This is a genomic window from Curtobacterium sp. MCBA15_001 (assembly GCF_001864835.1).
Taxonomy (GTDB): domain Bacteria; phylum Actinomycetota; class Actinomycetes; order Actinomycetales; family Microbacteriaceae; genus Curtobacterium.
In genome coordinates this window covers 32,688-56,775 of the sequence record NZ_MJGI01000003.1, presented here as the reverse complement: position 1 = coordinate 56,775, position 24,088 = coordinate 32,688, and the positions used below count along the sequence as shown (strand labels likewise).

26 protein-coding genes are annotated in these 24,088 nt (G+C 68.1%); 19 read left to right on the top strand and 7 right to left on the bottom strand.

All coding sequences use genetic code 11. The features are described from left to right. The first annotated feature begins 31 nt into the window (after window positions 1-31). The 4 genes from BIU90_RS00895 to BIU90_RS18025 all read left to right on the top strand — a co-directional run bounded on the left by BIU90_RS00895 (window position 32) and on the right by BIU90_RS18025 (window position 2,730). Entirely contained in the window at window positions 32-427 is a 396-nt protein-coding gene (locus BIU90_RS00895) for a hypothetical protein (protein WP_071298367.1), read from the top strand. Further along, window positions 424-1,161: a hypothetical protein gene (locus BIU90_RS00890; RefSeq protein ID WP_071298366.1), complete on the top strand. Its 738-nt coding sequence runs from the start codon at window positions 424-426 to the stop codon at window positions 1,159-1,161. The genes BIU90_RS00895 and BIU90_RS00890 overlap by 4 nt, the downstream gene beginning before the upstream one ends. A 315-nt stretch (window positions 1,162-1,476) precedes the next feature. Further along, entirely contained in the window at window positions 1,477-1,995 is a 519-nt protein-coding gene (locus tag BIU90_RS18030) for a hypothetical protein (RefSeq protein ID WP_139195040.1), read from the top strand. A gap of 81 nt (window positions 1,996-2,076) precedes the next feature. Beyond that, entirely contained in the window at window positions 2,077-2,730 is a 654-nt protein-coding gene (locus BIU90_RS18025) for a hypothetical protein (protein ID WP_139195039.1), read from the top strand. A 23-nt stretch (window positions 2,731-2,753) separates the two neighbouring features. On the opposite strand, the gene BIU90_RS00885 is transcribed toward BIU90_RS18025, so the two are convergent. Next, window positions 2,754-3,311, bottom strand: coding sequence for a recombinase family protein (locus BIU90_RS00885; protein WP_071298365.1), 558 nt, complete (start codon window positions 3,309-3,311; stop codon window positions 2,754-2,756). A gap of 190 nt (window positions 3,312-3,501) precedes the next feature. On the opposite strand from BIU90_RS00885, the gene BIU90_RS18020 reads away from it, so the two are divergent. From BIU90_RS18020 to BIU90_RS00875, 3 genes are all read left to right on the top strand, one after another. Beyond that, window positions 3,502-3,906: a hypothetical protein gene (locus BIU90_RS18020; RefSeq protein ID WP_139195038.1), complete on the top strand. Its 405-nt coding sequence runs from the start codon at window positions 3,502-3,504 to the stop codon at window positions 3,904-3,906. Between the two features lie 165 nt (window positions 3,907-4,071). After that, window positions 4,072-4,872: a hypothetical protein gene (locus tag BIU90_RS00880; protein WP_071298364.1), complete on the top strand. Its 801-nt coding sequence runs from the start codon at window positions 4,072-4,074 to the stop codon at window positions 4,870-4,872. Between the two features lie 124 nt (window positions 4,873-4,996). Further along, on the top strand, window positions 4,997-5,782 hold the full coding sequence (locus tag BIU90_RS00875) for an HNH endonuclease (protein WP_175470098.1): 786 nt from the start codon (window positions 4,997-4,999) through the stop codon (window positions 5,780-5,782). Here BIU90_RS00875 and BIU90_RS00870 read toward each other — a convergent pair. The 3 genes from BIU90_RS00870 to BIU90_RS00860 form a co-directional block, all read right to left on the bottom strand. After that, window positions 5,775-6,770 carry a DNA cytosine methyltransferase gene (locus tag BIU90_RS00870; RefSeq protein ID WP_071298362.1) on the bottom strand — a complete coding sequence of 332 codons (996 nt, stop codon included), beginning with the start codon at window positions 6,768-6,770 and terminating at the stop codon, window positions 5,775-5,777. The two genes, BIU90_RS00875 and BIU90_RS00870, sit on opposite strands and share 8 nt — an antisense overlap. A gap of 82 nt (window positions 6,771-6,852) precedes the next feature. After that, window positions 6,853-7,086 carry a hypothetical protein gene (locus BIU90_RS00865; protein ID WP_139195037.1) on the bottom strand — a complete coding sequence of 78 codons (234 nt, stop codon included), beginning with the start codon at window positions 7,084-7,086 and terminating at the stop codon, window positions 6,853-6,855. Between the two features lie 405 nt (window positions 7,087-7,491). After that, complete coding sequence (locus tag BIU90_RS00860) at window positions 7,492-8,913, bottom strand: hypothetical protein (protein WP_071298360.1); 1,422 nt, start codon at window positions 8,911-8,913, stop codon at window positions 7,492-7,494. Between the two features lie 354 nt (window positions 8,914-9,267). On the opposite strand from BIU90_RS00860, the gene BIU90_RS00855 reads away from it, so the two are divergent. The 4 genes from BIU90_RS00855 to BIU90_RS00840 all read left to right on the top strand — a co-directional run bounded on the left by BIU90_RS00855 (window position 9,268) and on the right by BIU90_RS00840 (window position 13,460). Next, complete coding sequence (locus tag BIU90_RS00855; RefSeq protein ID WP_071298359.1) at window positions 9,268-9,597, top strand: hypothetical protein; 330 nt, start codon at window positions 9,268-9,270, stop codon at window positions 9,595-9,597. A gap of 129 nt (window positions 9,598-9,726) precedes the next feature. Further along, window positions 9,727-11,064 (top strand): histidinol dehydrogenase, encoded by a 1,338-nt coding sequence (gene hisD / locus BIU90_RS00850; protein ID WP_071298358.1) that lies wholly within the window; start codon window positions 9,727-9,729, stop codon window positions 11,062-11,064. A gap of 48 nt (window positions 11,065-11,112) precedes the next feature. Then, on the top strand, window positions 11,113-12,636 hold the full coding sequence (locus BIU90_RS00845; RefSeq protein WP_071298357.1) for an APC family permease: 1,524 nt from the start codon (window positions 11,113-11,115) through the stop codon (window positions 12,634-12,636). After that, the gene (locus BIU90_RS00840; RefSeq protein WP_071298356.1) at window positions 12,633-13,460 is read left to right on the top strand and encodes a nitrilase-related carbon-nitrogen hydrolase; all 828 of its coding nucleotides are present in this window, start codon (window positions 12,633-12,635) and stop codon (window positions 13,458-13,460) included. The genes BIU90_RS00845 and BIU90_RS00840 overlap by 4 nt, the downstream gene beginning before the upstream one ends. On the opposite strand, the gene BIU90_RS00835 is transcribed toward BIU90_RS00840, so the two are convergent. Both BIU90_RS00835 and BIU90_RS00830 read right to left on the bottom strand, forming a co-directional pair. Continuing rightward, a complete protein-coding gene (locus tag BIU90_RS00835; RefSeq protein ID WP_071298355.1) occupies window positions 13,450-14,337 on the bottom strand; it encodes a LysR family transcriptional regulator in 888 nt (295 codons plus the stop codon). The genes BIU90_RS00840 and BIU90_RS00835 overlap by 11 nt on opposite strands. A 243-nt stretch (window positions 14,338-14,580) precedes the next feature. After that, window positions 14,581-15,132 (bottom strand): MarR family winged helix-turn-helix transcriptional regulator, encoded by a 552-nt coding sequence (locus BIU90_RS00830; protein WP_083403575.1) that lies wholly within the window; start codon window positions 15,130-15,132, stop codon window positions 14,581-14,583. A gap of 135 nt (window positions 15,133-15,267) precedes the next feature. Here BIU90_RS00830 and BIU90_RS00825 point away from each other — a divergent pair, with 135 nt between their 5' ends. After that, window positions 15,268-17,217 carry a potassium transporter Kup gene (locus tag BIU90_RS00825; RefSeq protein ID WP_071298354.1) on the top strand — a complete coding sequence of 650 codons (1,950 nt, stop codon included), beginning with the start codon at window positions 15,268-15,270 and terminating at the stop codon, window positions 17,215-17,217. A gap of 47 nt (window positions 17,218-17,264) precedes the next feature. Here BIU90_RS00825 and BIU90_RS00820 read toward each other — a convergent pair whose 3' ends face one another. After that, a complete protein-coding gene (locus BIU90_RS00820) occupies window positions 17,265-18,149 on the bottom strand; it encodes a LysR family transcriptional regulator (protein ID WP_071298353.1) in 885 nt (294 codons plus the stop codon). A gap of 94 nt (window positions 18,150-18,243) precedes the next feature. Between BIU90_RS00820 and BIU90_RS00815 the strand changes: the two genes are divergently transcribed. The 7 genes from BIU90_RS00815 (at window position 18,244) to BIU90_RS00785 (ending at window position 24,081) form a co-directional block, all read left to right on the top strand. Continuing rightward, window positions 18,244-18,981: an SDR family oxidoreductase gene (locus BIU90_RS00815; protein WP_071298352.1), complete on the top strand. Its 738-nt coding sequence runs from the start codon at window positions 18,244-18,246 to the stop codon at window positions 18,979-18,981. 113 nt (window positions 18,982-19,094) lie between these two features. After that, window positions 19,095-19,865: an SGNH/GDSL hydrolase family protein gene (locus BIU90_RS00810; protein WP_139195036.1), complete on the top strand. Its 771-nt coding sequence runs from the start codon at window positions 19,095-19,097 to the stop codon at window positions 19,863-19,865. A 132-nt stretch (window positions 19,866-19,997) separates the two neighbouring features. Beyond that, on the top strand, window positions 19,998-21,407 hold the full coding sequence (locus tag BIU90_RS00805; protein WP_139195035.1) for an efflux RND transporter periplasmic adaptor subunit: 1,410 nt from the start codon (window positions 19,998-20,000) through the stop codon (window positions 21,405-21,407). Continuing rightward, entirely contained in the window at window positions 21,404-22,108 is a 705-nt protein-coding gene (locus BIU90_RS00800; protein WP_071298350.1) for an ABC transporter ATP-binding protein, read from the top strand. Before BIU90_RS00805 ends, BIU90_RS00800 begins: the two co-directional genes overlap by 4 nt. Further along, entirely contained in the window at window positions 22,105-23,316 is a 1,212-nt protein-coding gene (locus BIU90_RS00795) for an ABC transporter permease (protein WP_071298349.1), read from the top strand. The genes BIU90_RS00800 and BIU90_RS00795 overlap by 4 nt, the downstream gene beginning before the upstream one ends. A gap of 15 nt (window positions 23,317-23,331) precedes the next feature. Next, on the top strand, window positions 23,332-23,847 hold the full coding sequence (locus BIU90_RS00790; protein ID WP_071298348.1) for a hypothetical protein: 516 nt from the start codon (window positions 23,332-23,334) through the stop codon (window positions 23,845-23,847). A 36-nt stretch (window positions 23,848-23,883) separates the two neighbouring features. Next, entirely contained in the window at window positions 23,884-24,081 is a 198-nt protein-coding gene (locus BIU90_RS00785; RefSeq protein ID WP_071298347.1) for a hypothetical protein, read from the top strand. The last annotated feature ends 7 nt before the right edge of the window (window positions 24,082-24,088 follow it).

Genomic DNA, 24,088 nt, shown 5'->3' with positions numbered 1-24,088 from the left:
ATGTCGGAGGTTGTGAGCACCATTTCGACCCATGCAGCTTCCACCCTTCACCAGCCGCACAGATTCCTTCCGTGATCGGCCGTTCATGCCTCCCGAGGAGGTGTTGCGCGGTATCCCTGCGCTGTACGCCACAGAGGACGTTCTCGTAGAGCAGAAGCTCGTTCATGCTCACTATTTCATCCCTTCGCAGCAGCTCCCGTTCGACTGGTTCGTGATGGAACTGTCGCCCGAGCAGAACTACACCGCGTTCGGTTTCGTGTGCCTGCAAGGAGACACCGCGAACGCCGAGTTCGGCTACTTCGCACTGTGGGAGCTGGCAGACATCTTCCTGGCACCAGGGCATCCCGCCGTTATCCGCAACGAGGAGCTGACTCAGGCCACCCCTTGGGCGCAGGTGCGGCAGGAGTGGGGGCGGAAGTTCGCATGAGCCACACGAGCGTCAAAAAGGAGCAGAGCAACAGCACCGAGCAGAACAACAAGGAAAACCCCATGAACGCCACCGCCACGGTTCCCACAGCCACGAAGCCCGCCGAGAGCAAGCAGGAGGAGAAGGTGAACAGCAAGCCACAGGCCGCCACCGCCCCGCAGAAGGCGCAGGAGAAGCCACGGAACACCGCTGTGAAGCCCGAGCAGAAGCAGGAGCGGCAGCAGGCTACGGTGACCGCACGCGTCGCTCCCGAGGCGGTTCAGAAGCCGCAGGAGCCGAAGGAGGACACCCTGAACCTCTCCCAGGTGGCGGCGCTCACGGGCCGCTCCTACGCAGGCGTGAACGCCTCCGCCGAGAAGCTGGCTGCTGCTGGTGCAAACACCAGTGGTAAGGGGAAGGAGTGGAAGGTGACCCGCTCGCACCTCGTGCAGGTCGGTTGGCTGGACGCGCAGGGCAAACCCGTCGCGCCGCAGCGGGGCCGTGGTGCAAGCAATCCCCGCATGGCGGAGGCGACCACGCCTTCGGCTCTCAGTATCCCCGAACTGGTGCTGGCGGCTGAACTGGCAGAGCAGGTGGCTTCGGAGAAGAAGGCTGAGGCGGCTGAGGCATCTGCCGCTGCCCGTGCAGCTCGCCGTGCCGTGGAGGAGGCGGTGCAGAACGCGGAGGCTGAGTTCAAGCAGGCAGAAGCGAACCTGGCGGCTGCTCGCTCCATTATGGAGGAGAAGAAGTCGTAGTTCTCCTCGCAAGCGAACCCCCTCATCAGGAACCCGAATCCAGGTGAGGGGGTTCTTCTATCTGTTCATGTCTTTCTCGGGTGCCCGATTGGAAACTCATCCGCGTACCTACGAGAAAATCGCTGAAAATGAGGTGGAATAGCCGATACTGATATTATGAAAGCATCAACGAAAGGGAAGGACATCATGGCAGAGCAACAACTCACTCTCAGTGGAGTGAAGGAGCGAACTGGTTGGACGGACGCAGCAGTCAAGAGGTTTTTGGGTCAGCCCGACGCAACTCGCAGTAACCCGCGATACCGCTCGGCTGCTCCCATGAAGCTCTACGATCTTTCGCGCGTGGAGAAGGTGGAAGCGTCCCCTGCTTGGAGCGAATGGACGGCGAAGAGTACCAAGCGTTCCCTGACCGCGGCAGACGCTGCTCAGCAGCGGCGGCGCAGGGCGGCAGAAGCAGAGGAAGCGGCGGCGGAGAAGTTCCTCTCGGAGTTCGGAACGCCAGAAGTGCACGTTTTCTTCAATGGCTCACACGAGCAGCTTATCGCTTATGCTGTCGCAGAGTACAACGCAGCACGTGAACTACAACCGTGGGATCGGAATTATGCGGACGCAGCTTCCAGCGCTGAGTTCCTCGGTCGGATCACAACCAACTATCTCCGCCATTCTTGTACGAACTATGATGCGCTCGTCAGACGGTGCGAAGGCCAACCTGGGGGCGATGAAGTATATGAGCGTGTGGTGGACGCTGTGAGTGATGCCATGGATGAAGCCTTTCCAGAGCTGAGCAAGCATGTCTTCCGCTACCAACTCGGAAAGCAGCTTGCTCCCTCGATGTGAGGGACATCCTTTTGAGTACCCGATTGAAGGAAACGGGTACTCAAAAGGATGTCCCCTGCTGATGCCCGATAGGAATCAGGCATGAACGAGCAACAGGGCATGCGGGAGGAACTGGACAGCATCCTCCACTCTTTGGGGCGCGTGAATAGTAGTGCCGCCCTCCTCAACGTCGTGCAGCTCGCGTGCGTCCTCATCCGCGCAGACACGGTGCAGCGGTACAGCTTCGTCCCCGAGGGCCGGGCCGCTACCGCGTGCTGGCGCGCCGTGGTGGACACTTGCTGCTCGCACCCGCAGCTTGTGAACAGCTACATCCTTCTGTTGTTGCAGCAGGTGTGGAAGGACGCGGCTGGTTCGCTGCGCCCCCTTGATGGAGTGGACCGCCTGATGGCGATACCGCAGGGGGAGGGAGAGCTTCGTCGTTGGCTCCGAATCGCTCGGCTCACTGATGCTGAGGCGGAGCGCTGGGTTGCTGCTGTCCGCAACCCAGGCCGATCCTCACGCTTCCTCCGAGCGGGCTTGCGAAAGGCGCAACGAGCAGTCCGAAGACTGGACTTCGCCTACCTACCTGACCTTGACCAGGCGGGAGCGTGTCGAGTAGTCGCTGCCGCAGTGTTACTGGAACCGAGCAGTAAAGAGCAAACCCGTCGTTCCGCATGGACGCTCATCAACCGCATCCACGAGCGGGAGCAGGCCGCGGGGAACTGGCGAACCAGAAACGACCCCCGAAGTTTTTGACGGGGGTCGTTGTCGGGTTGGGTTCAGTCTGAGTCGCGCAGCGCTCGTGACACGGTGGATTGGTTCACTCCGAGCTGGGCCGCTATCTCACGTTGCGAGAGCTTGTTCACGCGGTACAGCTTGCGAACCTTCTTCACCTGCTCCGTGGTGAAGGCGGGCCGCTGCCCGCCGATTCTCCCTTGTGAGCGAGCGTGTTCCAAGCCCTTCCGCGTCCGTTCACGGATGAGTTCAACCTCAAACTCAGCGAAGCTGGCGAACAAGTTGAACACCAGCCGTCCCTGCGAGGTGGTGGTGTCAATGTCCTGATCCAGGATACGGAGCTGGATTCCTCGGTCATGAAATCCGTTCACCTGATTTACGAGGTCAATCAGGCTTCGCCCGAGGCGGTCAATCTTCGTCACCATGATGACATCCCCTGCTCGTGAAGCATCGAGCATGCTGTCCAACCCTGGGCGGTGAGTCTTTGTTCCGCTTTCGGCCTCGTCTGTGTAGATGCGCTCCGCTCCTGCGGTTGTAAGTTGTTCTACCTGTGCTTCTGTGTCCTGACTGTTCGTGCTGACGCGCGCATAACCAATGTTCATGTTGGTCCTTTCGTGTTGGTTATGCAATTCCTATCGGTGAGGGTTTCTGCATCAGGCCATGTGCATCAAGTTCTGCATCATATTTGGGGTGGAATCATGCCAGAAATAGATCGCGAAAAAGTTGATGCACAAACGGTCGTTTCTGCATCAACAACCGATAATGCTTGTAACCAACCGAAAAGGAAACATTATGAGCATCATCACACTCACAGCAGTACCAGCATCTCGCCGCGCCCTCAATGAGGAGGAGCGCTACGAGTTCTACAACAACATCCTTGAACACTGGCAGCACTTCCAGGAAGGCATCTTCACGGAGTGGGGGCTGCCATCAAATCGGGTCCGCGTTCAGCTGTCCCTCGCAGAGGCCACAATTTTGTTCACGCTTATCTACTGCTGCGAGGAGGCTCTGACAGATAACCCAGGCAAGGACGTTCACACGCTCACCGAACATGCAGCCGTCATCGGGTTCAACGAATCACTGACCACCGAAAAACTGTCCGTCGTTCGGCAGCTGGTGAGCTTCCACCGCACAACCGAGCATTGGAGTGAGCATGAACAAGAAGTGGCAAAAGCAGGAAGCCCTCGTGGAAGTTGAGGATTGGGACTGGCCTGAGCAGGAGCCAGCGTCTGACCTGAACGAATGAGCCGACGACACCACTGATGATGAAGAACCATCAGGGATGTCGTTCGCTCTGTGTAACCTGCACATGTGACTGGACCCGACGACTGGCAGCCTCCCGTACCGACAGGAGCGGAGGGGGTGTTGGTTGACGACTTTCCGATCTGGCTTCGTGAAGCTCTCGTCCCGTGGTTCAAGCGGCGGCTCGTGCCGCAGGGGAAAAACTGGTTCAGTTCCCAGCTTCTGACCGACTTCCAGTTGGCGATGAAGGGCAGCTTCGGCTTCACCGCTGAGGACGTGCACTGGTCCAGCCAAATGGTTCCCTGGTTGCGGACGGCGGAGGACAAGACGTTCCTCCTGTTTCTCCACTACGTCCTTTGGTCGCGCTCGCAGTACCAGGGGAACGACGCGCAGGTCGCGGACGTTGAGCAAGTGCTGAGCAGTGCTGGTAGCAAGTGGACGGCTGGTGTGCTTGGCGGGCGGAGCGTCATCGTGGAGCGGGTACCTGAGGGTGTTGCTCTCGCCGTCACCGAGGCTCTGGGTGCGTCGGACGTTGCAGCGCAAAAGTTGCAGGAAGCCTGGGTGGATGCGTTCGGTACGAACCCGCGCGCGTCTGTCGCCTACTACAACGCGGTGGTCGCGGTGGAGAGCGCAGCCTTCGCCGTCATCTCTGTTGGTATGCCCGAGCCGACCCTTGCGAACCTCTTCTCGGTGCTGGAAGCCGAGAACCCGAAGTGGAAGCTGACGCTCCGCGACTCGGACAAGGCTCCTGGGGCGAAGAGTCTTGCTGCGATGCTCCGCACGCTCTGGCGGGGCCATGACTCGCGGCATGGGGCGAAGGAGTATTCAGACGTGACGATTGAGCAGGCGCGAGCCGCCGTGATGCTCGCAGCGACACTGGTGTGGTGGTTCCGCAGCGGAGTCGTCGTAGAAGCGAAGTGAAGTCCTTGAACTGACACTGTGCTGCAACCGCAGCTGAGCTTGTCGGGACTCGGCCGATCGCCGGCTATGGTCCAGTTTCGTGACCGATGCTCGCCCACTCCCGTCTCCGTACAGTGACGAGCTCGTGACCGCGTTGAAGCGGAGGAGCCGAGCCAGCCTCGCTCATCAGCACATCTACGCTTGCCTGTACGAGTGGCGGCACAACCCGCCAACGGACAAGGAAATCAGCGACTACGTGGCTGCGATAACTGGCGTGCGTAACTCTCAGCTGCAACGTCGTCGCCGTGACCTCAAAGAGGTTTTCTTCATAGAGAACTTGAAGGGTCATCGGTACCACCTGGTCGGGTGGCTCCCTGAGGAACTTGCTGAGGCGACTGGCATCAGCAACCGTGTTCGCTTCCATGTGCTGCAATCGGGAGCGTGCAAGAACTGCGGACGCACTGTTCGGGAGGACGGCGTGAAGCTCGCGGTTGACCACATCCTGCCGCAAGCATGGGGCGGGTCCGACGCGGAGGAGAACCTTCAACCTCTGTGCGTGGATTGCAACGCTGGCAAAAAGGACTACTACGGCGAGTTCGACCAGTACGGGCAGCAGATTCAGCAAGCGGCAACTTACGACGAACCGCACCGCCGCATCGCCATGCTCCTCAAAGCCTTCGACGGAGGGCTTGTGCCATCAGAACTGCTTGGCGCGGTCGCTTCTATGAAGCAGTACCAGGAGGACTGGCAGAAGAGAACGCGTGAGCTTCGTGAGCTCGGTATCGACTACCAGACGAAGAAGCGAAAGCTTCCTTCTGGTCGCATCGTGACGGACTACGCCCTGACGAGGTGGGTACCGCTACCCGACGAACCACTCGCTCCTCTGATCCGTCGCTTGGAGCGAGAGAAAAAGAGCGACGGCCTCAGCTGACCGCTGAGAGCAGAGGGACAGCTCGTTCCTCGTGGCGCTGCACCGCCACTCCGTGGAGTGCACGCATGATCTGCGAACCGACAGCAGCTGCAACGGGCGGAGGGAACGCGTTCCCGATCTGGCGGTACGCCGCGGTCTTGCGGCCCGCAAACTCCCAGTCGTGCGCGAAGCCCTGAATAGCTGCCGCCATCGGCAGGGTCAAACGAGGGATGTGGTTGTGCGGAGTGTCCTCATTCGGCGCTTCGTCCGCGATGCCGCGTCCATCAACTCCGAGGGTCAGCCATGCGGCCTTCGCCCTCGTCGGGCCGAGGTCGGCTCCTCCGTGCTTCTTGCTGCCGCCCACAAGGGTGGGAGCAACACGGTTCGCACGAGCAGCCCAAGCATCAGCGCCGCTCCAACCCTCGGCAGCCATGAAGGGGTGCAGCGCCTCACCAACAGTCGTGGTGATGCCCTCGTGTACACCCCAGGTGAACTTACGGAAGTACTTCCGCTTCATCCCAACGAGGATGAACCGAGGACGCAGCTGCGGCACACCGTACGAAGCGGCTTCAAGAAGCTTCCAGTCAGCGTCATACCCGAGCTGGTCCAGCTCTTCAAGGATGGATTGGCGGTACGGAGCGAACCGAGCCGAAGCCAGCCCCTTCACGTTCTCCAACATGACAGCAGCGGGTCGTGCTTCACGCACGAGGCGCAGCGCCTCGGGGAAGAGGTCGCGCTCGTCTGCCTCGCCAAGCTGTTTGCCAGCAACGCTGAACGGAGGGCAGGGGACACCGCCAGCGATCAGGTCGATGCCCTTGTAGTCCTTGCCGCTGACCTCGCGCACGTCGCCCTCGTGAACGTTCCACTCGGGGCGGTTGAGGCGCAGCGTGGCCGCGGCAGGAGGTTCGATCTCAACGGCCAGTTCGTGGTTGAAGCCTGCGGCTTCAAGCCCAGAAGCCTGACCACCAGCACCAGCACAAATCTCAACGCTGGATAGCTCAGCAGTCACAGGGGGCTCTCCTTCGGATCGGACGGTCCCTCTATTGTGAGGTACGCGGGCGAAGTCTGTCGGCAACCGCCGACACTGGCCGTCATCCCAGCACCCAACTGTGTCCCTCGGCGTGAATCGTGACGGCCTGCTGTTGCCCGCCGTTTGCGCGTTCGGCGGTGAACTCGTAGCCGATCACGGCGTTCTGAGGGGCATGCGTGAGCATCGGCGGGATGTACGGAAGCTCCCCGCGGTGGGTCTGCACGGTGTCGGCGATGATTCTCCACCTCTGCCCGTCCACCACGAGCCGAGCGGGTTCGCCGTTCACGAACCACACGGCCACCTCCTGCTGGGCTGCTCGCTCCCGCTGCAACATCCGCGTCTCCCTCAGTTCGAAAGTATGTTCGAATAGGGTGCAGCGTACGCACCAGCAGGCAGGAGGAGCAACACGATGAGCAGCAAACGGCCACCATCACCTGCCGCACTCAACGACTTCATCACCAGGCCCCGCCCCGTCAGCCTCAGTGAGCAGGAGTTGGAAGGGCGACCCGTGGTGGAGGAAGAGACCCCTGTTCCCGTCACCGCCTGGGTGAGGTATCCCGAGACGGCTGTGCAGGTAGAAGGGCGAGTCATCGCTCATACCAGCAAAGCGGTCCTCGTGCAGTACACAACGCACGGCGGAGCGACCCACTCCGTCTGGGTGTGGGGGAGCGCCGTCAGTCGGCGGTAAAGCCGCAACCGCTCACGAGACTGTGGAGTGGAACTGCCCGTCTCGTCCGATGCAGAGCTGCTCACCCTCAAAGTCACCGCTGAGGTCGCGAGCGAGTTCGGAAGCGGCGAAGTCACTGAGAAGTCCTGAGTCCGTTTCAAGCTCCCGCAGAGCGACCACTCGCACTGTCAAGAGCGAAACCTGCCCGATGAGCCAGGTGTGCACCAGGTCAGGTAACTCGCCGCGGTCAAAGTGCTTGATGCCGTTGTAGTTGTTCGCGACTGCCCTCGCCAGACCAACAGTGCTGTCTGCGAAAGCAGAGAAGTTCAGCCCCGTGCGGGCCAGGCACCGTAGGACCCAGGTGGCGGTCGTCGGGCGTGTCCCGCCCACACACGTCTCTTCTTCGTTAGGAGCAGGCGGGAGGAGATGACCAGCGGCCTCCAAGCTCAAATTGGTGCTGATGACAACATCCTCGACAGTGGGTCGCTCGCGCATGAGAAGCCCGACGGTGGGGTCAATCACCCGCTTCCACTGGTCGGGTAGCTGCGCCCAACGCTCCAACCCGCCCACTTCAACGTCCGCGAGGCCAACCAAACCGTCTCTGCGCAGCAGGTTGCTGTCAGGGGTGGCGTTGGACTGCTCACGAACCGTGGACCTCGTAACCAGATGCTGCCAGTCAAGGAGGCTCAATCGGGGTTCATCGTCAGAGAGGGACTCGGGGCCGAACGCCTCGTCCTTCACCTCATGCTTACGGAAGTAGATGCCCCTGCCGAAGATAAGGACGAGGAGGGAGCGGACCTTCCGATGTTGAGCCAGGTGGTCCTCGACCGACCTGCTCTCTCCGAAATCACTGGCCAGTGTCACCGACTCGTCTACGTGCAAGCCTGCGCGACCGTTCCGTCCCTCCCAGTGGGTCGTCAGTGTCATGCGAGCATCGCCCTGCGTCCAGGAGAACTCTTCAAGAGTCTCCACCGTCGCGGTGATGCTCCTGATGCGCCCATGCTCGTTGAGCGTCGGCTCCCAGTCGGAAGCCTTGAAACCAGTCCACTCCGAGAGGCCATCGGCGTGCGAACGAAGAGCGCGAACGAGCAGCGGAGCGTCCAGGCTCCCACGACGAATACCCACCACCGCCTCCCGTGCGGCAACGGTTGCGGATGGAACCCGTCCCCCGCCCCAATGCCTGGCCGTCTGGGCGATCGAGCATTGGAAGAGGGAGACTGAGCCTCGGTCCGAGTGGAAGAGCATCCCAGGTGATGCTTGTCGGCTCCTCAACCAGTCATCGGTCGGCTTGAACTGACCTGTCTGGTCGTGGACGAGGAACGGGAAGCGCACGCGAACGCCCCGAGCGGGGTCCAACGTCAGCAAGCCGCCGAGGTAAGGGCTATCCGCTACGCCGTCTACCAGGATGCCGAGGAGCGGCTCCTGTTCCTCGATAGTCTTCAACGACTCAACCATGGGCGCAGGATAGCTTCGTCATCAGATCGTCAGGCCGCCTCGTTCAGTCGTACCAGACCCGAGAGAACGGTGGGGTTGGGGGTAAAGTTTTGCTCCCCCCAGGGGCACCAGTGGTGCGAAGCCCACGCTCCAGCCAGGGGACTTCTCCACAGGTGGAGCCGCCGCGTGTACCACCGCGACTCCTCCTGATGTACTGGTACTTCACCTGATCAAGGGCAGGAAGTACTTCCGGGGGAAGTGTCCCTGCGGAGCGCACCTGAAGACCGTGCACCGCTCGCCGTCAGACCCCAACTCCCTGACCAACCTGCGGCACCACCTCGCCCGACTACACCGCTGGACACAGGAGGCAACCCCATGAACGCGTTCTTCCTCCGCATCGGCTGCGTCGCACCGGACGTGTCAGCCGAGCAGCTCGAGGCTGACTTCACTGATATCGCCGATGCGCTGTTCGATCTCCCGGGCATCACTGACCCCGATCTCGAGCTCGACGCGAACGAGCACTCGCTGACGTTCTCGATGACCCTCGAAGCGGCCGGTGAGGCCGATGCGATGGTGCTCGCGATCACTGCAGCGCGCACTGCGCTGCACATGGCCGGCAAGGGGACGCCCGGCTGGGAGGACCACTACCGGATGGCCACGCAGGACGTCGCTCGGCAGACCAGTCACGACCAGATGACCGCCTGACCGAGACGAACAGGACGCGACCCGGAAGCACGAACTCCGGGGGCAAGTCATCGCGCCATCGTGTTTCCCGATGGCTGCGACCCGGAGTTCGGGCTTTCTCGGCGCGGCATCCGCGGCCACGCTGATCGCATGCAACTCTCCTCCCGCTTCACCGCTCGGAACAGTGACCGCTTCCGGTTCGTCAAGGCCCCCGGCGTCGACGTCCCGCCGGCGCAGCGCGACCCCGAGGTCGAGGCCACGGTCAGCCGGATGCTCGCCGAGATCGAGCGCGACGGCATGGACGCGATCCGCCGCTACGCGCAGGAGCTCGACCGCCAGGACGCCCCCGTCGAACTGACGGCAGCGCAGATCGCGGCGAGCGGCGACCGCCTTGCTCCGGACCTCCGCGCCGCGATCGAGCTCGGCTCGACGCGGACGCAGCAGTTCGCCGCGATGCAGCGCGAGCACCTGGTCGACTTCGAGGCCGAGCTCGCCGAGGGTCTGGTCGTGGGACAGCGCTACGTGCCCGTCGGGGCGGTCGGTGCCTACCTGCCCGCCGGCCGGTTCCCGTTGACGGCGAGCGCGTTCATGACCGTGGGCGTCGCGAAGGTCGCCGGTGTCCCGACGGTGGTCGCGTGCACGCCGCCGCAGCCCGACGGTGGGGCCAACGACGCGGTCACCTACGCCGCGCACCTGTCCGGCGTCGACCGTCTGTTCGTGCTGGGCGGCGTGCAGGCGCTCGCCGCGATGGCGTTCGGGCTGCTCGACACCGACCTGGACCCGGTCGACATGCTCGTCGGCGCGGGCAACGCCTTCGTGGCCGAAGCGAAGCGCCAGCTGTTCGGCACGGTCGCGATCGACCTGCTCGCCGGGCCGAGCGAGGTCGCCGTGATCGCCGACGACACCGCGGACGCCGAGGTCGTCGCCGCCGACCTGCTCGGGCAGGCCGAGCACGGACCGAACTCCCCGGCGGCGCTCGTGACGACCTCCGAACGCCTGGCGCACGACGTGGTGGCCGCGGTCGAGCGCCAGCTGCCGACCCTGTCGACGGAGCCGATCTGCGGCCCGGCCTGGCGGGACCACGGCTCGGTGGTGCTCGTCGGTTCGCGCGAGGACGCCGTCCGGGTGATGGACGAGTTCGCGCCGGAGCACCTCGAGGTGCAGACGGCCGAGGACGACTGGTACCACGACCACCTGGCGAACTACGGGTCGCTGTTCCTCGGGCACTGGAGCACCGTGGCGTACTCCGACAAGGGCATGGCCGGGACGAACCACACCCTGCCGACGGCCGGGGGCGCGAAGCACAGCGCCGGACTGTCGGTGTCGCGCTACCTCAAGCCGCTGACCTACCAGCGCATCGCCCGCGAGGCGACGCCGTCGGTGGCACACGCGGTGGACGTGATCTCCACGAGTGAGGGCATGAGCGCACACCGTGCGACCGCGACGATGCGCCTGGACACCTTCGCCCCGGTCCCCGCCGACCACTGACCCACCCCCCCCCGAAGCCCCCGACCCCCGACCGCATCGGAGCCAGCGATGACCACCGAGCACCACCCCACCCCGGCCGCTCCCGGCCTCAAGCGTGAACTCAAGGTCGCCGACGCGGCAGCCTTCTCGGTCGGGTTGATCGGACCGGTCGGCGTCATGGCGCTGCTCGGTGCCGGCGCCGCCGGGATCCTCGGACGCGGCGCCACCTGGGCGTTCGTCTTCGCCCTCGTGGCCGTGTCACTGGTGGCCTACGGGTTCGTCAAGCTCTCGCGGCACATCGCCCACACCGGGTCGGTGTACGCCACGGTCGGCCTGACACTCGGCGCCCGCGCGGGCTTCATCGCGGGGTGGGCGCTGTTCTTCGCCTACGTCACGATCGGTGCGGGATCCGGGATCGAGATCAGCCTGTTCGTCACACAGCTGCTGAACGACCTCGGGCTCGACGTCGCGCCGGACTGGATCTGGATCACGGTGGTCGCGCTGGCGGTGGTGGTCCTGCTCGGCCGACGCGAGGTACACGTCATCACCCGCTCGCTCCTGTACGCGGAGCTCATCGGCGCGGTGCTCGTCACCATCCTCAACGTCGTGGTCCTGGTCCGCCTGGGCGTCGGTGCCGCACCGGCCGGTCGGCACCTCAGCTGGGACTTCCTGGCGCTGCCGAGCGGCACCGACGTCGGGCTGATCGCCGGCGCCGCGGTGTTCGGGTTCCTGGCGTTCGCCGGGTTCGAGGGCGCCGCCACCCTCGGCGAGGAGACCAGCAACCCGAAGCGGGACATCCCCAAGGCCCTGAAGATCGCGATCGTCGTCGTGGGGGCGTTCTACCTGCTCTCGATCATCGCGCAGTCGCTCGGCTACGGCACGTCGGCCACCGGGGTGAAGCAGTTCGCCGGTTCGGCCGCGCCGTACGGCGACCTCGCTCGCACCTACGTCGGCACCTGGCTCGCGGACCTGCTCACCCTGGCCGCCGTGGTCAGCCTCTTCGCGATCTTCCTGGGCACCCTGTCCGGCGCGGCCCGCGTCCTGTTCGCGCTCTCCCGCGACACCGGGCTCGCGCGGCCGGTGTCGAAGCTGTCCGCGCAGGGGTCGCCGGTCAACGCCCTGAGCGTGGTGGCCGTCGTCGCGGTGCTCATCGTGATCGGCGAGCGGCTGTCCGGTGCCGCGGTGCTGGACGCGACGTACTGGGCGCTGACCGTCGGCACGATCGCGCTGCTGGTCGCGTACGTCCTCGCGACGGTCGGTGCCGTCCGGTTCCTGTTCTTCTCGGGCCGTGCCGCGACGCCGAAGTGGCAGATCGTCATCCCGGTCCTGGCACTCGCGCTGGTGCTGTACACGATCTACAAGAACGCCGTCGGGCTCGAGGCCCCGTACAGCTGGTTCCCGTACATCGTCGCGGCCTGGTTGCTCATCGGCCTGGCGATCACGTTCCGCACGGGGCTGGTCGAGCGGGTCCGGGCCGCCCTGACGGCGTCCACCGGCACCGGCCAGGAGGCTCCTCCAGCGGCCCCAGGGACCGCTCCGGTCGGCGGACCCGACCGTCCCGCCCGTGACGGCGCCGAGGACGTGGTCCGGTGACCCGCGTCGCCGCGGTCCAGCTCGCGCCGGTGGTCGGCGAGCTCGCCGCGAACGCGGCGACCGTCCAGGCGGCGCTCGACGCGCTGCCGGACGACGTCGACGTGGTCGTCCTGCCGGAGCTCGCGACCAGCGGCTACGTCTTCCGGGACGCGGCCGAGGCCAGGTCGTGTGCCGTCCCCGCGCACGACGCGAGCGTGACCGCGTGGGCGACCACGGCCTCCCGGCTGTCCCGTGGCACCGGCGGCATCGTCGTCGGTGGCTTCGCGGAGCTGGGCGACGACGGTGCCGTGTACAACGCCGCGGCCGTCGTCGACCGGACAGGCGTGGTCGGCGTGTACCGCAAGGTGCACCTGTGGGACGGGGAGAAGGCGTGCTTCACGCCGGGCTCGGAACCCCCGCTCGTCGTCGACACGGTGCACGGGCGGATCGGGGTGTCGATCTGCTTCGACGTCGAGTTCCCCGAGTGGACGCGGATGGCGGCGCTCGACGGCGCGGAGCTGCTCGCGGTCCCGACCAACTGGCCGTGGGTCGACCGGCCGGAGGGCGAACGTGCGCCGGAGGTGCAGATCGCGATGGCTGCTGCGCGGGTGAACCGGATGGCGATGGCCTGCGCGGACCGCTGTGGGACGGAGCGGGGCGTCGCTTGGAACGAGGGCACGTCCGTCGTCGACGCCGACGGCTGGGTCGTCGCCAGCACCGGGCCCGGCCCGGGGGCGGCGATCGCCGACCTCGACCTGGCGGCGAACCGCGACAAGACGCTGACGCCGAACGCGGACCTGCACGGCGACCGACGGCCGGACCTGTACGGGCCGCTCAGCCGCTGAGGAGCTCCCGCGCCAGCCGTGCGAGCTCGGCGGTCGCGGCGGACAGCACCTCGCCCTCGCGCTCGACCAGGGCGACCGTGTCGTACACCGGGTCCGCGAAGGAGGTCCAGTGCAGACCGCGCGCGACGGCGGCCTCGGCCACGGCACGCGCCACGAAGGTGTCGCCGAGACCCGAGGCGACGAGGGCGAGCGCGGTCTCGACCTGCTCGACCTCGACGTGCGGTTCGAGCGTGACACCCGCGGCTCGGGCCCGCTCGGCGAACTGCCGGCGTGTGGGGTCGCGCCAGCCGTAGTGCGCGTCGTAGAGGACCAGCCGGCGTGCGGCCATCTCCTCGATCGTGACGGGGTGGTCGGTGATCGACGGGTCGCGGCTCACGAAGACGACCTCGTCGCGGCGGAGTGGTGCGACCCGGAGCCCGTCGGTGTCGATCGGCAGGACGACCAGGCCCGCTTCGAGGCCACCGGACGCGACCTCGTGCGCGACCTCGACGGAGTTCAGCCCGATCACCCGGAGTCGGACCGCCGGGTGCGCGGTGTGGAACCGCGTGAGCAACTCGTCGAGGGCGTAGTACTTGGCGTTCCGCAGCAGTCCGAACGAGGCCGTGCCACCGACGAGCGAGGTGACCGCCCGGAGGGCACGGTCCGCGGCGTCGGCCTCGGCGATGATGCGCTCCGCGATCGGCAGCAGGACCGACCCCGCGTCCGTCAGGCCGAGTCGACGGCCTCCGCGGACGAACAGCCGGGTGTCGTACGCGCCCTCGAGCCGACGGATGAACTCGGAGACGGAGGACTGCGACATCAGGAGCGTGGTCGCCGCGGCGGTGAAGGAGCCCAGACGAGCCGCCGCGACGAAGACGCGGAGCTGCACGAGGGTCATCGCGGCAGCCTACGGTCTCGCCCGGTCGGGCGGTCAGGCGGTAGCGCGGTCGTGCGGTCGTCAGGTCGTGCGTCGGTAGTCGCTGGTGGACGTCCGTGTCCCGCAGGACGGGGGAGGAGGGTCGTGACCGCGGCCCCCACAGCTGCGGTCACGACCCATCGGACTCCCCACGCCCCTCCACCCTGCCGTGGTCGAGTGACTGTCACATCCTCCTGGAGACGGAAGTGTGTCCTCGGACACAGGTCACGGTGCCGGACGCTTCCGACGGGGCTTGGCCGACCGCGGCGGCACCGTGCGCATGTGGTCCCGCACCGTCCCGAGCACCCGAGCGAGGTCGGCGACGTCGTCGGGGGAGAGCGGGGCGAGGAACAGCTGCCGCAGCACCTCGACGTGCCCCGGGAACACCGCGGCCAGGACGTCACGGCCGGCGTCGGTGATCGTCACGGTCACGCCCCGCTCGTCCTCGCGCGACTGGCTCCGCGCGACGAGCCCGGCGTGCTCCAGCAGACCGACCTGGTAGGTCAGCCCGCTGCGGCTGTAGACCACCCCGTCGGCCAGATCGGTCATCCGCCGACTGCCGTCGGACGCGTCACCCAGGGTGGCGAGCAGCTGGAACTGCACGTAGCTCAGGTCGCCGGCGTCCCGGAGCTGCTGCTCGACGGTGTGCCGGAGCAGGCTGCTCACCTCGATCAGGGCGAAGTAGGCGCCGAGTTCCTCCGGACGCAGTCCGGCGCCGTGCTCGTGCTCGTGCGGGCGCGGGCCGGCGCCGTGCTCCTGCGGCTGGTCGTTCGTCATCGCCCGAGTCTAGGTGCTTCGAATCAGAAGCACGCAGTACGCGTCCCGGACAGCCCGTTGCGAGCGCGCGCGGACCGTGGTGGCAGGATGAGCGCTGGCCGTCTCCCTGGCGGCACAGATCGGGAGTGATCGAGCGTGACCGAGACCCACTCCGCGGCACCCGTCACCGAGGACACCGCGGCTCCGGAGCACGGCGGCCGTACCGGCGTCACCGCGCTCGCGCTCGCCGCCCTCGGGGTCGTGTTCGGCGACATCGGGACGAGCCCGCTGTACGCGCTGCGCACCGTGTTCACCATCGACGGCGGGATCGTGAAGCCGATCCCCGAGGACGTCTACGGCGTCATCTCGATGATGTTCTGGAGCATCACGATCGTCGTGTCGATCAAGTACGTCCTGGTGCTCATGCGCGCGGACAACAACGGCGAGGGCGGGGTGATGGCGCTCGCCGCGCTGGCGCGTCGGCTGTACGCGCAGCGCCGTGGTGGGGCGACCATCTTCCTGGTCATCGGGATCATCGGGGTCTCGCTGTTCTACGGCGACTCCGTGATCACCCCGGCCGTGTCGGTGCTGTCGGCGGTCGAGGGCCTGCAGACCGCGACCCCGGCGATCGGTCACCTCATCGTGCCGATCGCCGCGGTGATCCTCGTCGTCCTGTTCGCGGTGCAGCGCTTCGGCACCGGCAAGGTCGGCACGCTGTTCGGGCCGATCATGCTGCTCTGGTTCGTGGTGATCGCCGTCGCCGGACTGCCGTTCATCGTCCAGCACCCCGGTGTCCTGCAGGGCCTCTCGCCGACCTGGGCGATCGCGTTCGTGTTCGCGCACCCGGTCATCTCGTTCGTGGCGATGGGGGCCGTGGTCCTCGTCATCACCGGTGCCGAGGCGCTGTACGCCGACATGGGCCACTTCGGCCGGGTGCCGATCCGTCGGGCCTGGTTCTTCGTGGTGTTCCCCGCGCTCGTCCTCAACTACCTCGGGCAGGCCGCCCTGGTGCTCGAGCACCCCGAGGCGACGAAGGACCCGTTCTTCCTGCTCTTCCCGAACTGGGCACAGTTGCCCGTGGTGGTCTTGGCGACGGCCGCGACGGTCATCGCCAGCCAGGCGGTCATCTCGGGCGCGTTCTCCCTCACCCGCCAGGCCGTGCAGCTGGGGCTCCTGCCGCCGCTGACGATCCGCCAGACGTCCAAGCGCGAGGGCGGTCAGATCTACCTGCCGGCCGTGAACCTGCTGCTGTTCATCGGCGTGATGGCGATCATGCTGGCGTTCCGCTCGTCCGCCAGCCTGGCCACTGCGTACGGGGTGTCGGTCACGGGCGCGCTCGTCACGGACACGATCCTGCTGCTGCTCGTCGTCAAGCCGCTGTGGCACTGGGCGACGTGGAAGCTCGTCGTCGCCGCAGTCGTCTTCGGCGGCCTCGAGCTGACGTTCCTGGCGGGCAACCTGTCCAAGGTCGTGCACGGCGGGTGGGTGCCGCTGCTCATCGCCCTGGCCGTGATCACCGTGATGACCACGTGGCGCCGCGGCCGCCAGCTCGTGCAGGACGAGCGCCGCGAACGCGAGGGCTCGCTCGAGGCGTTCGTCGCGAAGATCAACACCAAGCACGTGCCGCGAGTCCGGGGCATCGCGGTGTTCCCACACCCGAACAAGGAGACGACGCCGCTGGCCCTCCGCGCGAACGTGGAGCACAACCACGTCGTGCACGAGCGGGTCATCATCGTGTCGGTCATCACCGCGAACGTGCCGCACGTGCCCCACGCGAAGGCGTTCACCCGTGACGACCTCGGCTTCACCGACGACGGCATCGAGCACGTCACCATCAAGTTCGGCTTCTCCGACGACCAGGACCTGCCGCACGCCCTGCACGCCGCGTGCCTGGCCGAGGTCCTCGACCTGGACCCCGACGCGATGCAGGACGCCTCGTACTTCATCTCCCGCGGTGCGCTGCGGCCGATGCGCGGCAACGGCGGCATGGTGAACTGGCGGAAGCGCCTGTTCGTCGGGCTCGCCCACAACGCGGCCGACCCGTCGTCCCGCTTCGGCCTGCCGCCGCAGCGCACGGTGACGATGGGCAGCGACGTCGAGATCTGACGACGTCGGGCCCCAGCCACGCCGCGGCCCGGCGTCGCCGCGCGGGGTCAGGCCGTCTGCGCCGGCGCTCCCGCCACGACCGCGGCGCCACGCACCGCGTTCCGCACCACCCGCGCGACGTCCTGCGAGGTCGACGACGCCGGCCACGCGACGACCGTCGTCGCGAGCGGCGCGTCGAGCACCGGCACCGCGACGTGCTCCGGCCACTGCAGCGTCCTGCTGGACCTCGGGATGACGATCACGGTGTGCCCGAGCGCGACGAGCTGGGCGAGCTGCGCCTGGGAGCGCACCTCCGGCCCCGGACCGTCCGGGTAGGACCCGTCGACGCGCGGCCACCGTGCGGGCGGCAGGTCGGGCAGGTCCCGCACCTCGGCCAGGGACAGTGCCGAGCGCGCGGCGAGCGGGTGGGTGCGCGGCAGGATCGCGACCTGCTGCTCGGTGCGCAGGTCCTCGGTGTCGAACCCGGTCAGGTCGTCGTAGGTCCGGTGCATGATCGCCACGTCGGCGGTGCCGTCGCGCAGGAACGCGCCCTGCTCGTGCACCTCGCCGAACCGCACGTCGAGCGGCAGGCCCAGCGGATCGGCCTGCTGCACGTCGAGGAGCGCCTGCAGCAGGTCGTGGTCGGCGCCCGCCTTGACCGCGAGCACGAGCCGTCGCGTGGTCGCGCCCGCCCGTCGCGCGCGGCGCCCGGCCGCGGCCACCGCTGCCAGCGCAGGCCGGGCCTCCTCGAGCAGCACCGCACCGGCCGGGGTCAGGACGACACCACGCGGTGTCCGCTCGAAGAGCGGCGTCCCGATCCGCCGCTCCAGCTGCTGCACGGCGCGGGACAGCGGTGGTTGCGACATCGCCAGGCGGGCCGCGGCCCGCCCGAAGTGCAGTTCCTCGGCCACGGTGACGAAGTACCGGAGTTCACGCGTCTCGAGGTCGTCCACGTCGACGAGCCTACGTCCGGCGATACCGCGCGGGTATCACCAGCCACCCGACGGGTCTTGGACGCGGTCACCGACGCAGCCGGAGGATCGGGACATGACAACAGCAACAGGCACAGCCACGAAGACGGCCCTGGTCACCGGGGCGAACAAGGGCATCGGGTTCGCGATCGCGCAGTCGCTCGGGAGGCTCGGGATGCGTGTCGTCGTCGGCGCACGTGACGAGACGGCCGGGTCCGAGGCCGCAGCACGGTTGGTGGCCGAGGGCATCGACGCGTCGACGGTCCGGCTCGACGTCACCGACGACGCGAGCGTCGCCGCCGCGGCCCGGACGCTCGACGAGCACTTCGGCACGCTCGACGTCCTCGTGAACAACGCCGGCATCTCGGGGGCGTTCGACCCCGTCACGTGGGAGCAGGACCCGACGACGATGGACCTCGATGAACTCCGACGCATCGTCGACACGAACGTGTACGGCGTCGTCCGGGTCACGAACGCGGTGCTGCCGTTGCTGCGTCGGTCGTCGGCGCCCCGGATCGTGAACACGTCGAGCAGCATGGGGTCGCTCGGACGGCAGCCGGGGCCGGTCATGGCGGCGTACTCGTCCTCGAAGACCTTCCTCAACAGCATCACCGTGCAGTACGCCCGTGCGTTCGCGGACTCCCCGGTGATCGTGAACGCTGCCTGCCCGGGGCTCGTCGCGACCGACTTCAACGGGTTCGCTGGCGACCGGTCGCCGGAGCAGGGGGCTGCGCCGGTGGTGCGGCTGGCGACGCTGCCCGACGACGGCCCGCGCGGCGGTCTGTTCGACGAGGACGGCGTCGTCCCCTGGTGACCCGCCGCGTCGGGACCGCTGCGTGACGCGGTTCCCATGAACGGCCCATGAGCCTCCGATGGATGCTCCCAGGTCCCGGACACGCGCGGCTCCCGCGACCTACCGTGGCTGTCATGAAGCTCTCCCGCACGGTCGTCCTCACCTCGGCCATGACGCTGACCGTCGTGGTCGGGCTGGTCGGGTGGGACGCGGCCACGAGCACGACGAGCACGTCGGCGACCTCGGCGGGCTCCACTGCGAGCGGGACCTCGACCGCAACCGCGTCCGGCACCGCGACGCCGACCCTGCCGGCGTCGACCGCCCAGGGCGCCCCCGTCGACGACGACGCCGCGATGGTGACGATCGGCGACTCGATCATGGCCGGGTACGGGCTCGACGACGCGTCGGACGCCTGGCCGGTCCTGCTCGGGGCGCAGACGGGGGCGTCGGTCACGAACGACTCGTGCAGCGGCGCGGGCTTCGTCGCGGTGGGCAGCTGCGGGTCGGACTACGCCGGCCTCCTCAGCGCCGCCGTGGCCGCCAAGCCGGGCATCGTCCTCGTGGAGTCCTCGGACAACGACCTGGGGGAGGACCCGACGGCGCTCGCCTCGGCCACGACGACCACGATCGCAGCGCTGCACGACGCCCTGCCCGACGCGCGCATCGTCGGGCTGAGCACCCTGTGGGACCAGCCGGGCACGGTGCCGGACGAGGTCGCCGACAGCAGTGCGGACCTGCAGCAGGCGGTCCAGGCCGTCGGCGGCACGTTCGTCGACGTCGGGCAGCCGATCGCCACCGGCACCGGTCTGCTGCAGGCGGACAGCGAGCACCCCACGGTCGCCGGGCAGCAGGTGCTCGAGGGGGCCGTGCTCGACGACCTGCGCGCAGCGGGCGTCGAGGGCTGACAGGATCGGGCCCGCCAGAGCCGGGTCGTGCTGGGAGCACACCACGCTGACTCGGAACACCCTCAGCCGCCGCCAGCATCCCCAGAACCTCCCGAGAGCCCGCTGCGAGCCGGCGGGTCGAGGGTGTCCGGCATGGAGAACAGAACGCGGACGTGGACGACGGTGGCGCTGGGCGTCACGGCGGTCCTCGTCGTGGGTGGTGTGGTCGTCGTGGTCCTGCCGGCGCACGGTGCGTCCGCGCGGACCCAGCTGACGGCGACGGTGCAGCAGGGCACCGTGTCGAGCTCGGTCACGGCGACCGGTTCGCTCGCCCCGGTGTCGGAGACCCAGGTCGACTTCGCCGTCGGTGGCACGGTGAGCGCGGTCGCCGTCGCCCCCGGTCAGACCGTGCAGGCCGGCCAGGCCCTCGCGACGCTGGCGACCACCACCCTGGCGGGGCAGGTCACGGACGCGCAGACCACCCTGGCGAACGACGAGACGGCCGAGGCGGACGAGCGCACCGTCGCCGACGCCGCCACCACGACGTCCTCGTCGCCGGGCGGGTCCGCGCAGTCCAGCGCCTCGTCGTCGGCGCAGGCCCAGACGACGCTGCTCAGTGACGAGTCCAAGGTCACGAACGACGAGACCGCGCTGACGACGGCGCAGACGGCGCTCGCCGACGCGACGCTCACGGCCCCGGTCGCCGGTGAGGTCGTCGCCGTCGGTGGTTCGGTCGGCCAGCAGGTCTCCGCCGGGTCGACCGAGACCGCCAGCACGGCGGCCAGCAGCGGCAGCAGCTCCGGCGGGTCGGGTTCCGGCAGCGCCGGCTCCGGCAACTCGGGTTCCGGCAGTGCCGGCTCCGGCAGCGCCGGCTCCGGCAGTGCGACGGGAGGCTCGTCCGGCTCCCAGGGGTTCGTCACGATCGCGGACACCACCGCCGACACCGTCACCGCCGAGGTCCCGGAGGCCGACGTCGCGTCCCTGGCGACCGGCATGACCGCGGCAGTGACGTTCCCGGCGGCGCCCACGGTCACGGCGCAGGCGAAGGTCACCTCGATCGCGCCGGTGGGCACCTCGACGGACTCGCTGGTCGAGTTCCCCGTCGTCATCACGCTCGACGCCCTGCCGACCGGTGTCCGGTACGGCGAGACCGCGGACGTCGCCGTCACCACGAAGTCGAGTCCCGCTGACGCTCTCTCCGTGCCGACCGCGGCCGTGCACACCTCGGGTGGCACCTCGACCGTGACGCTCGTCGGCAAGGGCGGGTCGACCTCGACGGTCCGGGTCACGACCGGGATCGTCGGCGATGACGGCACGCAGGTGTCCGGCACCGGGATCCACGCCGGCGACGAGGTGTCGATCGGCACGGTGGACCCGAACGCCACCACGTCGTCCGGCACCGGCGGGACGGGCGGCTCCGGGTTCGGCGGCGGCTCCGGGTCCTTCGGCGGTGGTGCGGGCGGGTTCGGTGGCGGCAGCGGTCGCGCGGGCCGGACCGGCGGCACCGGAGGAGGCGCTGGAGCCGGCGCCGGCACCGGAGCAGGCACCGGCGGTTCCCGATGACCGGCCACCCCGCGATCGAACTCGTCGACGTGCACCAGGTGTACGGCAACGGCGAGAACCAGGTGCACGCCCTGCGCGGGATCGACCTGCGCGTGGAACGGGGCGAGTACCTGGCGATCATGGGGCCGTCCGGCTCGGGGAAGTCGACGCTGATGAACATCCTCGGCTGCCTCGACGTCCCGACCCACGGCTCCTACCGCCTGGCCGGCGAGGACATCGGCACCCGGAGCGACGACGAGCTCGCCCGGATCCGCGGTCGGTCGCTCGGGTTCGTGTTCCAGTCGTTCAACCTCATCCCGCGCATGACCGCGCTCGCGAACGTGGCGCTCCCGTTGGCCTACGCCGGGGTCTCCCGCGCCGAGCAGCGGGACCGGGCCACGGCCGCCCTCGACCGCGTCGGCCTGGCTGCGCGTGCCGAGCACCGACCCGCGGAGCTCTCCGGCGGGCAGCAGCAGCGCGTCGCGGTGGCGCGGGCGCTCGTCACCGAGCCGACCGTGATCCTGGCCGACGAGCCCACCGGCAACCTCGACAGCGCCTCGACCGAGGACGTGCTGACGGTCTTCGACGAGATCGCCGACGCGCACCGGACCATCGTCGTCATCACGCACGAGGAAGAGGTCGCCGCCCGGGCGGACCGGGTCCTGGTCGTCGGTGACGGCCTGGTCGTCGCCGACCGACGCGTCACCCGGGTCGCACGGTGAAGACCGGCGAACTGCTGCTGTCCGCGCTGCACGGTGTCACCGCGAACAAGCTCCGCTCCGTCCTGACCCTGCTCGGCGTGATGATCGGCGTCGCCGCAGTGATCCTGCTGCTCGCGGTCGGCAACGGCTCGGCGCAGGTGGTGTCGAGCTCGATCGACTCGCTCGGCACGAACACGCTGACCGTCCGGCCCGAGTCCGCCGGCGCGGGCGGCGGGCGTGCGGCGACGGCATCAGCCACGCGACCGATCACCACGACCGTCGCGACCCGGCTTCAGGACGCCGGCCTCGGGCACGTCGCACGGGTGGTCCCCGAGGCCACGACGACCCAGACCGTCGCGACGACCAGCGCCTCGGAGACCGACATCAGCGTCATCGGCACGACGCCCGCGTACTTCTCGGTCAGCGCGGCGAAGGTCGCAGCCGGTGCGGCCTTCGCGACGAGTGCCACCGCGCAGCAGGGCGCCGTGGTCGGACCGACCCTGGCGCAGGAGCTCTTCGGGCGGACCAGTGCCGCGGTGGGACAGCAGCTCACCGTCGCCGGCGTGCCCTTCACGGTGACCGGGGTCCTCGCGGAGCAGACCGCGACCGGGTTCGTCGACCCGAACAGCGAGGTCGTGCTCCCCGTCAGCGCGGTGCAGCGCTCCTTCACCGGCTACGGGTCGCTCTCCGGGCTGCTCGTCTCCGCGCGCTCCGCCGCCGACGTGACCGCGGCCGAGAGCGAGGTGCAGATCGAGCTGGACCAGCTCGTCGGGGCGACCACGGCCTCCAGTCCGTTCACCGTCACCAGCCCGTCGGCGCTCCTGCAGACGCGCGCCGCGAGCGCGACGAGCTTCACCGTCCTGCTCGCCGCCGTCGCGGCCATCAGCCTGCTGGTCGGCGGGATCGGCGTGACGAACGTGATGCTGGTCACCGTCACCGAACGGACCCGTGAGATCGGCATCCGCAAGGCCGTCGGCGCCACGCGTCGGTCGATCGCCGCACAGTTCCTGGTGGAGGCCGCCGCGCTGACGCTCACCGGCGGCGTGCTCGGCGTGCTCGTCGCGGTCGTCGGAGCCCAGTTCCCGATCGACGGCACCCGCCCGGTCCTGGTGCTCGCGAGCATCCCCCTGGCGCTCGGGGTCTCCGTCGCCATCGGCGTGTTCTTCGGTGTCTACCCCGCGTCGCGCGCCGCGTCGATGCGACCCATCCAGGCGCTCCGCAGCGTCTAGCCCGAGAGGAACCCCATGTCCGCCCTCCCCACGCCCAACGGGCCCGCTCCCCGACGCCGCACCACGGTGCTCATCCCCGCGCTCGCGGTCGTCGTCGCCCTCGGCGCCGGACTCATCGGCGGCGTGTTCATCGGACGGCACGAGTCGTCCACGACGGCGTCGGCCGGCACCACACAGCAGTTCGGCACCCGCTCGGGCTTCGGGACGGGAGGCGGCACCAGCGGTGGTGCCGCTGGTGCCGGTGGCGCCGTGAGCGGCACCATCGCCTCGGTGTCCGGTTCGACCATGACCGTCACGACCGCCAGCGGGTCGACCGAGACGGTCACGGTGCCGTCGACCGCACGGGTCAGCAAGACCGACACGAGCTCGTTGTCCGCGCTGACGAAGGGGGAGCACGTCACGGTGATCGGGACGCCGTCCGGGTCGAGCGCGATCACGGCACGCGCCGTCACCGAGGGGACCGGCTTCGGTCGCGGTGCACGGACCGGCTCCGGGAACGGCACCGGCTCCGGGACCGCCGCGAACGGGTGACGTGTGCGAGGCGGTCCCCGGCGCTACCGTGAGCGGGTGACCGACCCGACGACCATGCGCACGCGGCGACGCGCCGTGCCGCTGACTCGCCGGGAGCGCACCGCGAAGCGCCGGGCGGACGAGCAGCCGATGTGGCTGCCGCAGCCGTTCCGGTGGATCTGGACGTACCTGGTCCGGCCGGTCGTGATCGTCGTCCTCAAGATCGTGCTCGCGGTCCTCGACGCCTGGTCCTGACCCGCCG

What these genes read in the sequence shown, in the direction of transcription:
- BIU90_RS00810 (WP_139195036.1), top strand. Translation starts at nt 19,095, where the DNA reads ATGAAGCTCTCCCGCACGGTCGTCCTCACCTCGGCCATGACGCTGACC.
- BIU90_RS18025 (WP_139195039.1), top strand. Translation starts at nt 2,077, where the DNA reads ATGAACGAGCAACAGGGCATGCGGGAGGAACTGGACAGCATCCTCCAC.
- BIU90_RS00805 (WP_139195035.1), top strand. Translation starts at nt 19,998, where the DNA reads ATGGAGAACAGAACGCGGACGTGGACGACGGTGGCGCTGGGCGTCACG.
- hisD (WP_071298358.1), top strand. Translation starts at nt 9,727, where the DNA reads ATGCAACTCTCCTCCCGCTTCACCGCTCGGAACAGTGACCGCTTCCGG.
- BIU90_RS00835 (WP_071298355.1), bottom strand. Translation starts at nt 14,337, where the DNA reads ATGACCCTCGTGCAGCTCCGCGTCTTCGTCGCGGCGGCTCGTCTGGGC.
- BIU90_RS00815 (WP_071298352.1), top strand. Translation starts at nt 18,244, where the DNA reads ATGACAACAGCAACAGGCACAGCCACGAAGACGGCCCTGGTCACCGGG.
- BIU90_RS00895 (WP_071298367.1), top strand. Translation starts at nt 32, where the DNA reads ATGCAGCTTCCACCCTTCACCAGCCGCACAGATTCCTTCCGTGATCGG.
- BIU90_RS00830 (WP_083403575.1), bottom strand. Translation starts at nt 15,132, where the DNA reads ATGACGAACGACCAGCCGCAGGAGCACGGCGCCGGCCCGCGCCCGCAC.
- BIU90_RS00885 (WP_071298365.1), bottom strand. Translation starts at nt 3,311, where the DNA reads ATGAACATTGGTTATGCGCGCGTCAGCACGAACAGTCAGGACACAGAA.
- BIU90_RS18020 (WP_139195038.1), top strand. Translation starts at nt 3,502, where the DNA reads ATGAGCATCATCACACTCACAGCAGTACCAGCATCTCGCCGCGCCCTC.
- BIU90_RS00845 (WP_071298357.1), top strand. Translation starts at nt 11,113, where the DNA reads ATGACCACCGAGCACCACCCCACCCCGGCCGCTCCCGGCCTCAAGCGT.
- BIU90_RS00855 (WP_071298359.1), top strand. Translation starts at nt 9,268, where the DNA reads ATGAACGCGTTCTTCCTCCGCATCGGCTGCGTCGCACCGGACGTGTCA.
- BIU90_RS00790 (WP_071298348.1), top strand. Translation starts at nt 23,332, where the DNA reads ATGTCCGCCCTCCCCACGCCCAACGGGCCCGCTCCCCGACGCCGCACC.
- BIU90_RS00890 (WP_071298366.1), top strand. Translation starts at nt 424, where the DNA reads ATGAGCCACACGAGCGTCAAAAAGGAGCAGAGCAACAGCACCGAGCAG.
- BIU90_RS00800 (WP_071298350.1), top strand. Translation starts at nt 21,404, where the DNA reads ATGACCGGCCACCCCGCGATCGAACTCGTCGACGTGCACCAGGTGTAC.
- BIU90_RS18030 (WP_139195040.1), top strand. Translation starts at nt 1,477, where the DNA reads ATGAAGCTCTACGATCTTTCGCGCGTGGAGAAGGTGGAAGCGTCCCCT.
- BIU90_RS00860 (WP_071298360.1), bottom strand. Translation starts at nt 8,913, where the DNA reads ATGGTTGAGTCGTTGAAGACTATCGAGGAACAGGAGCCGCTCCTCGGC.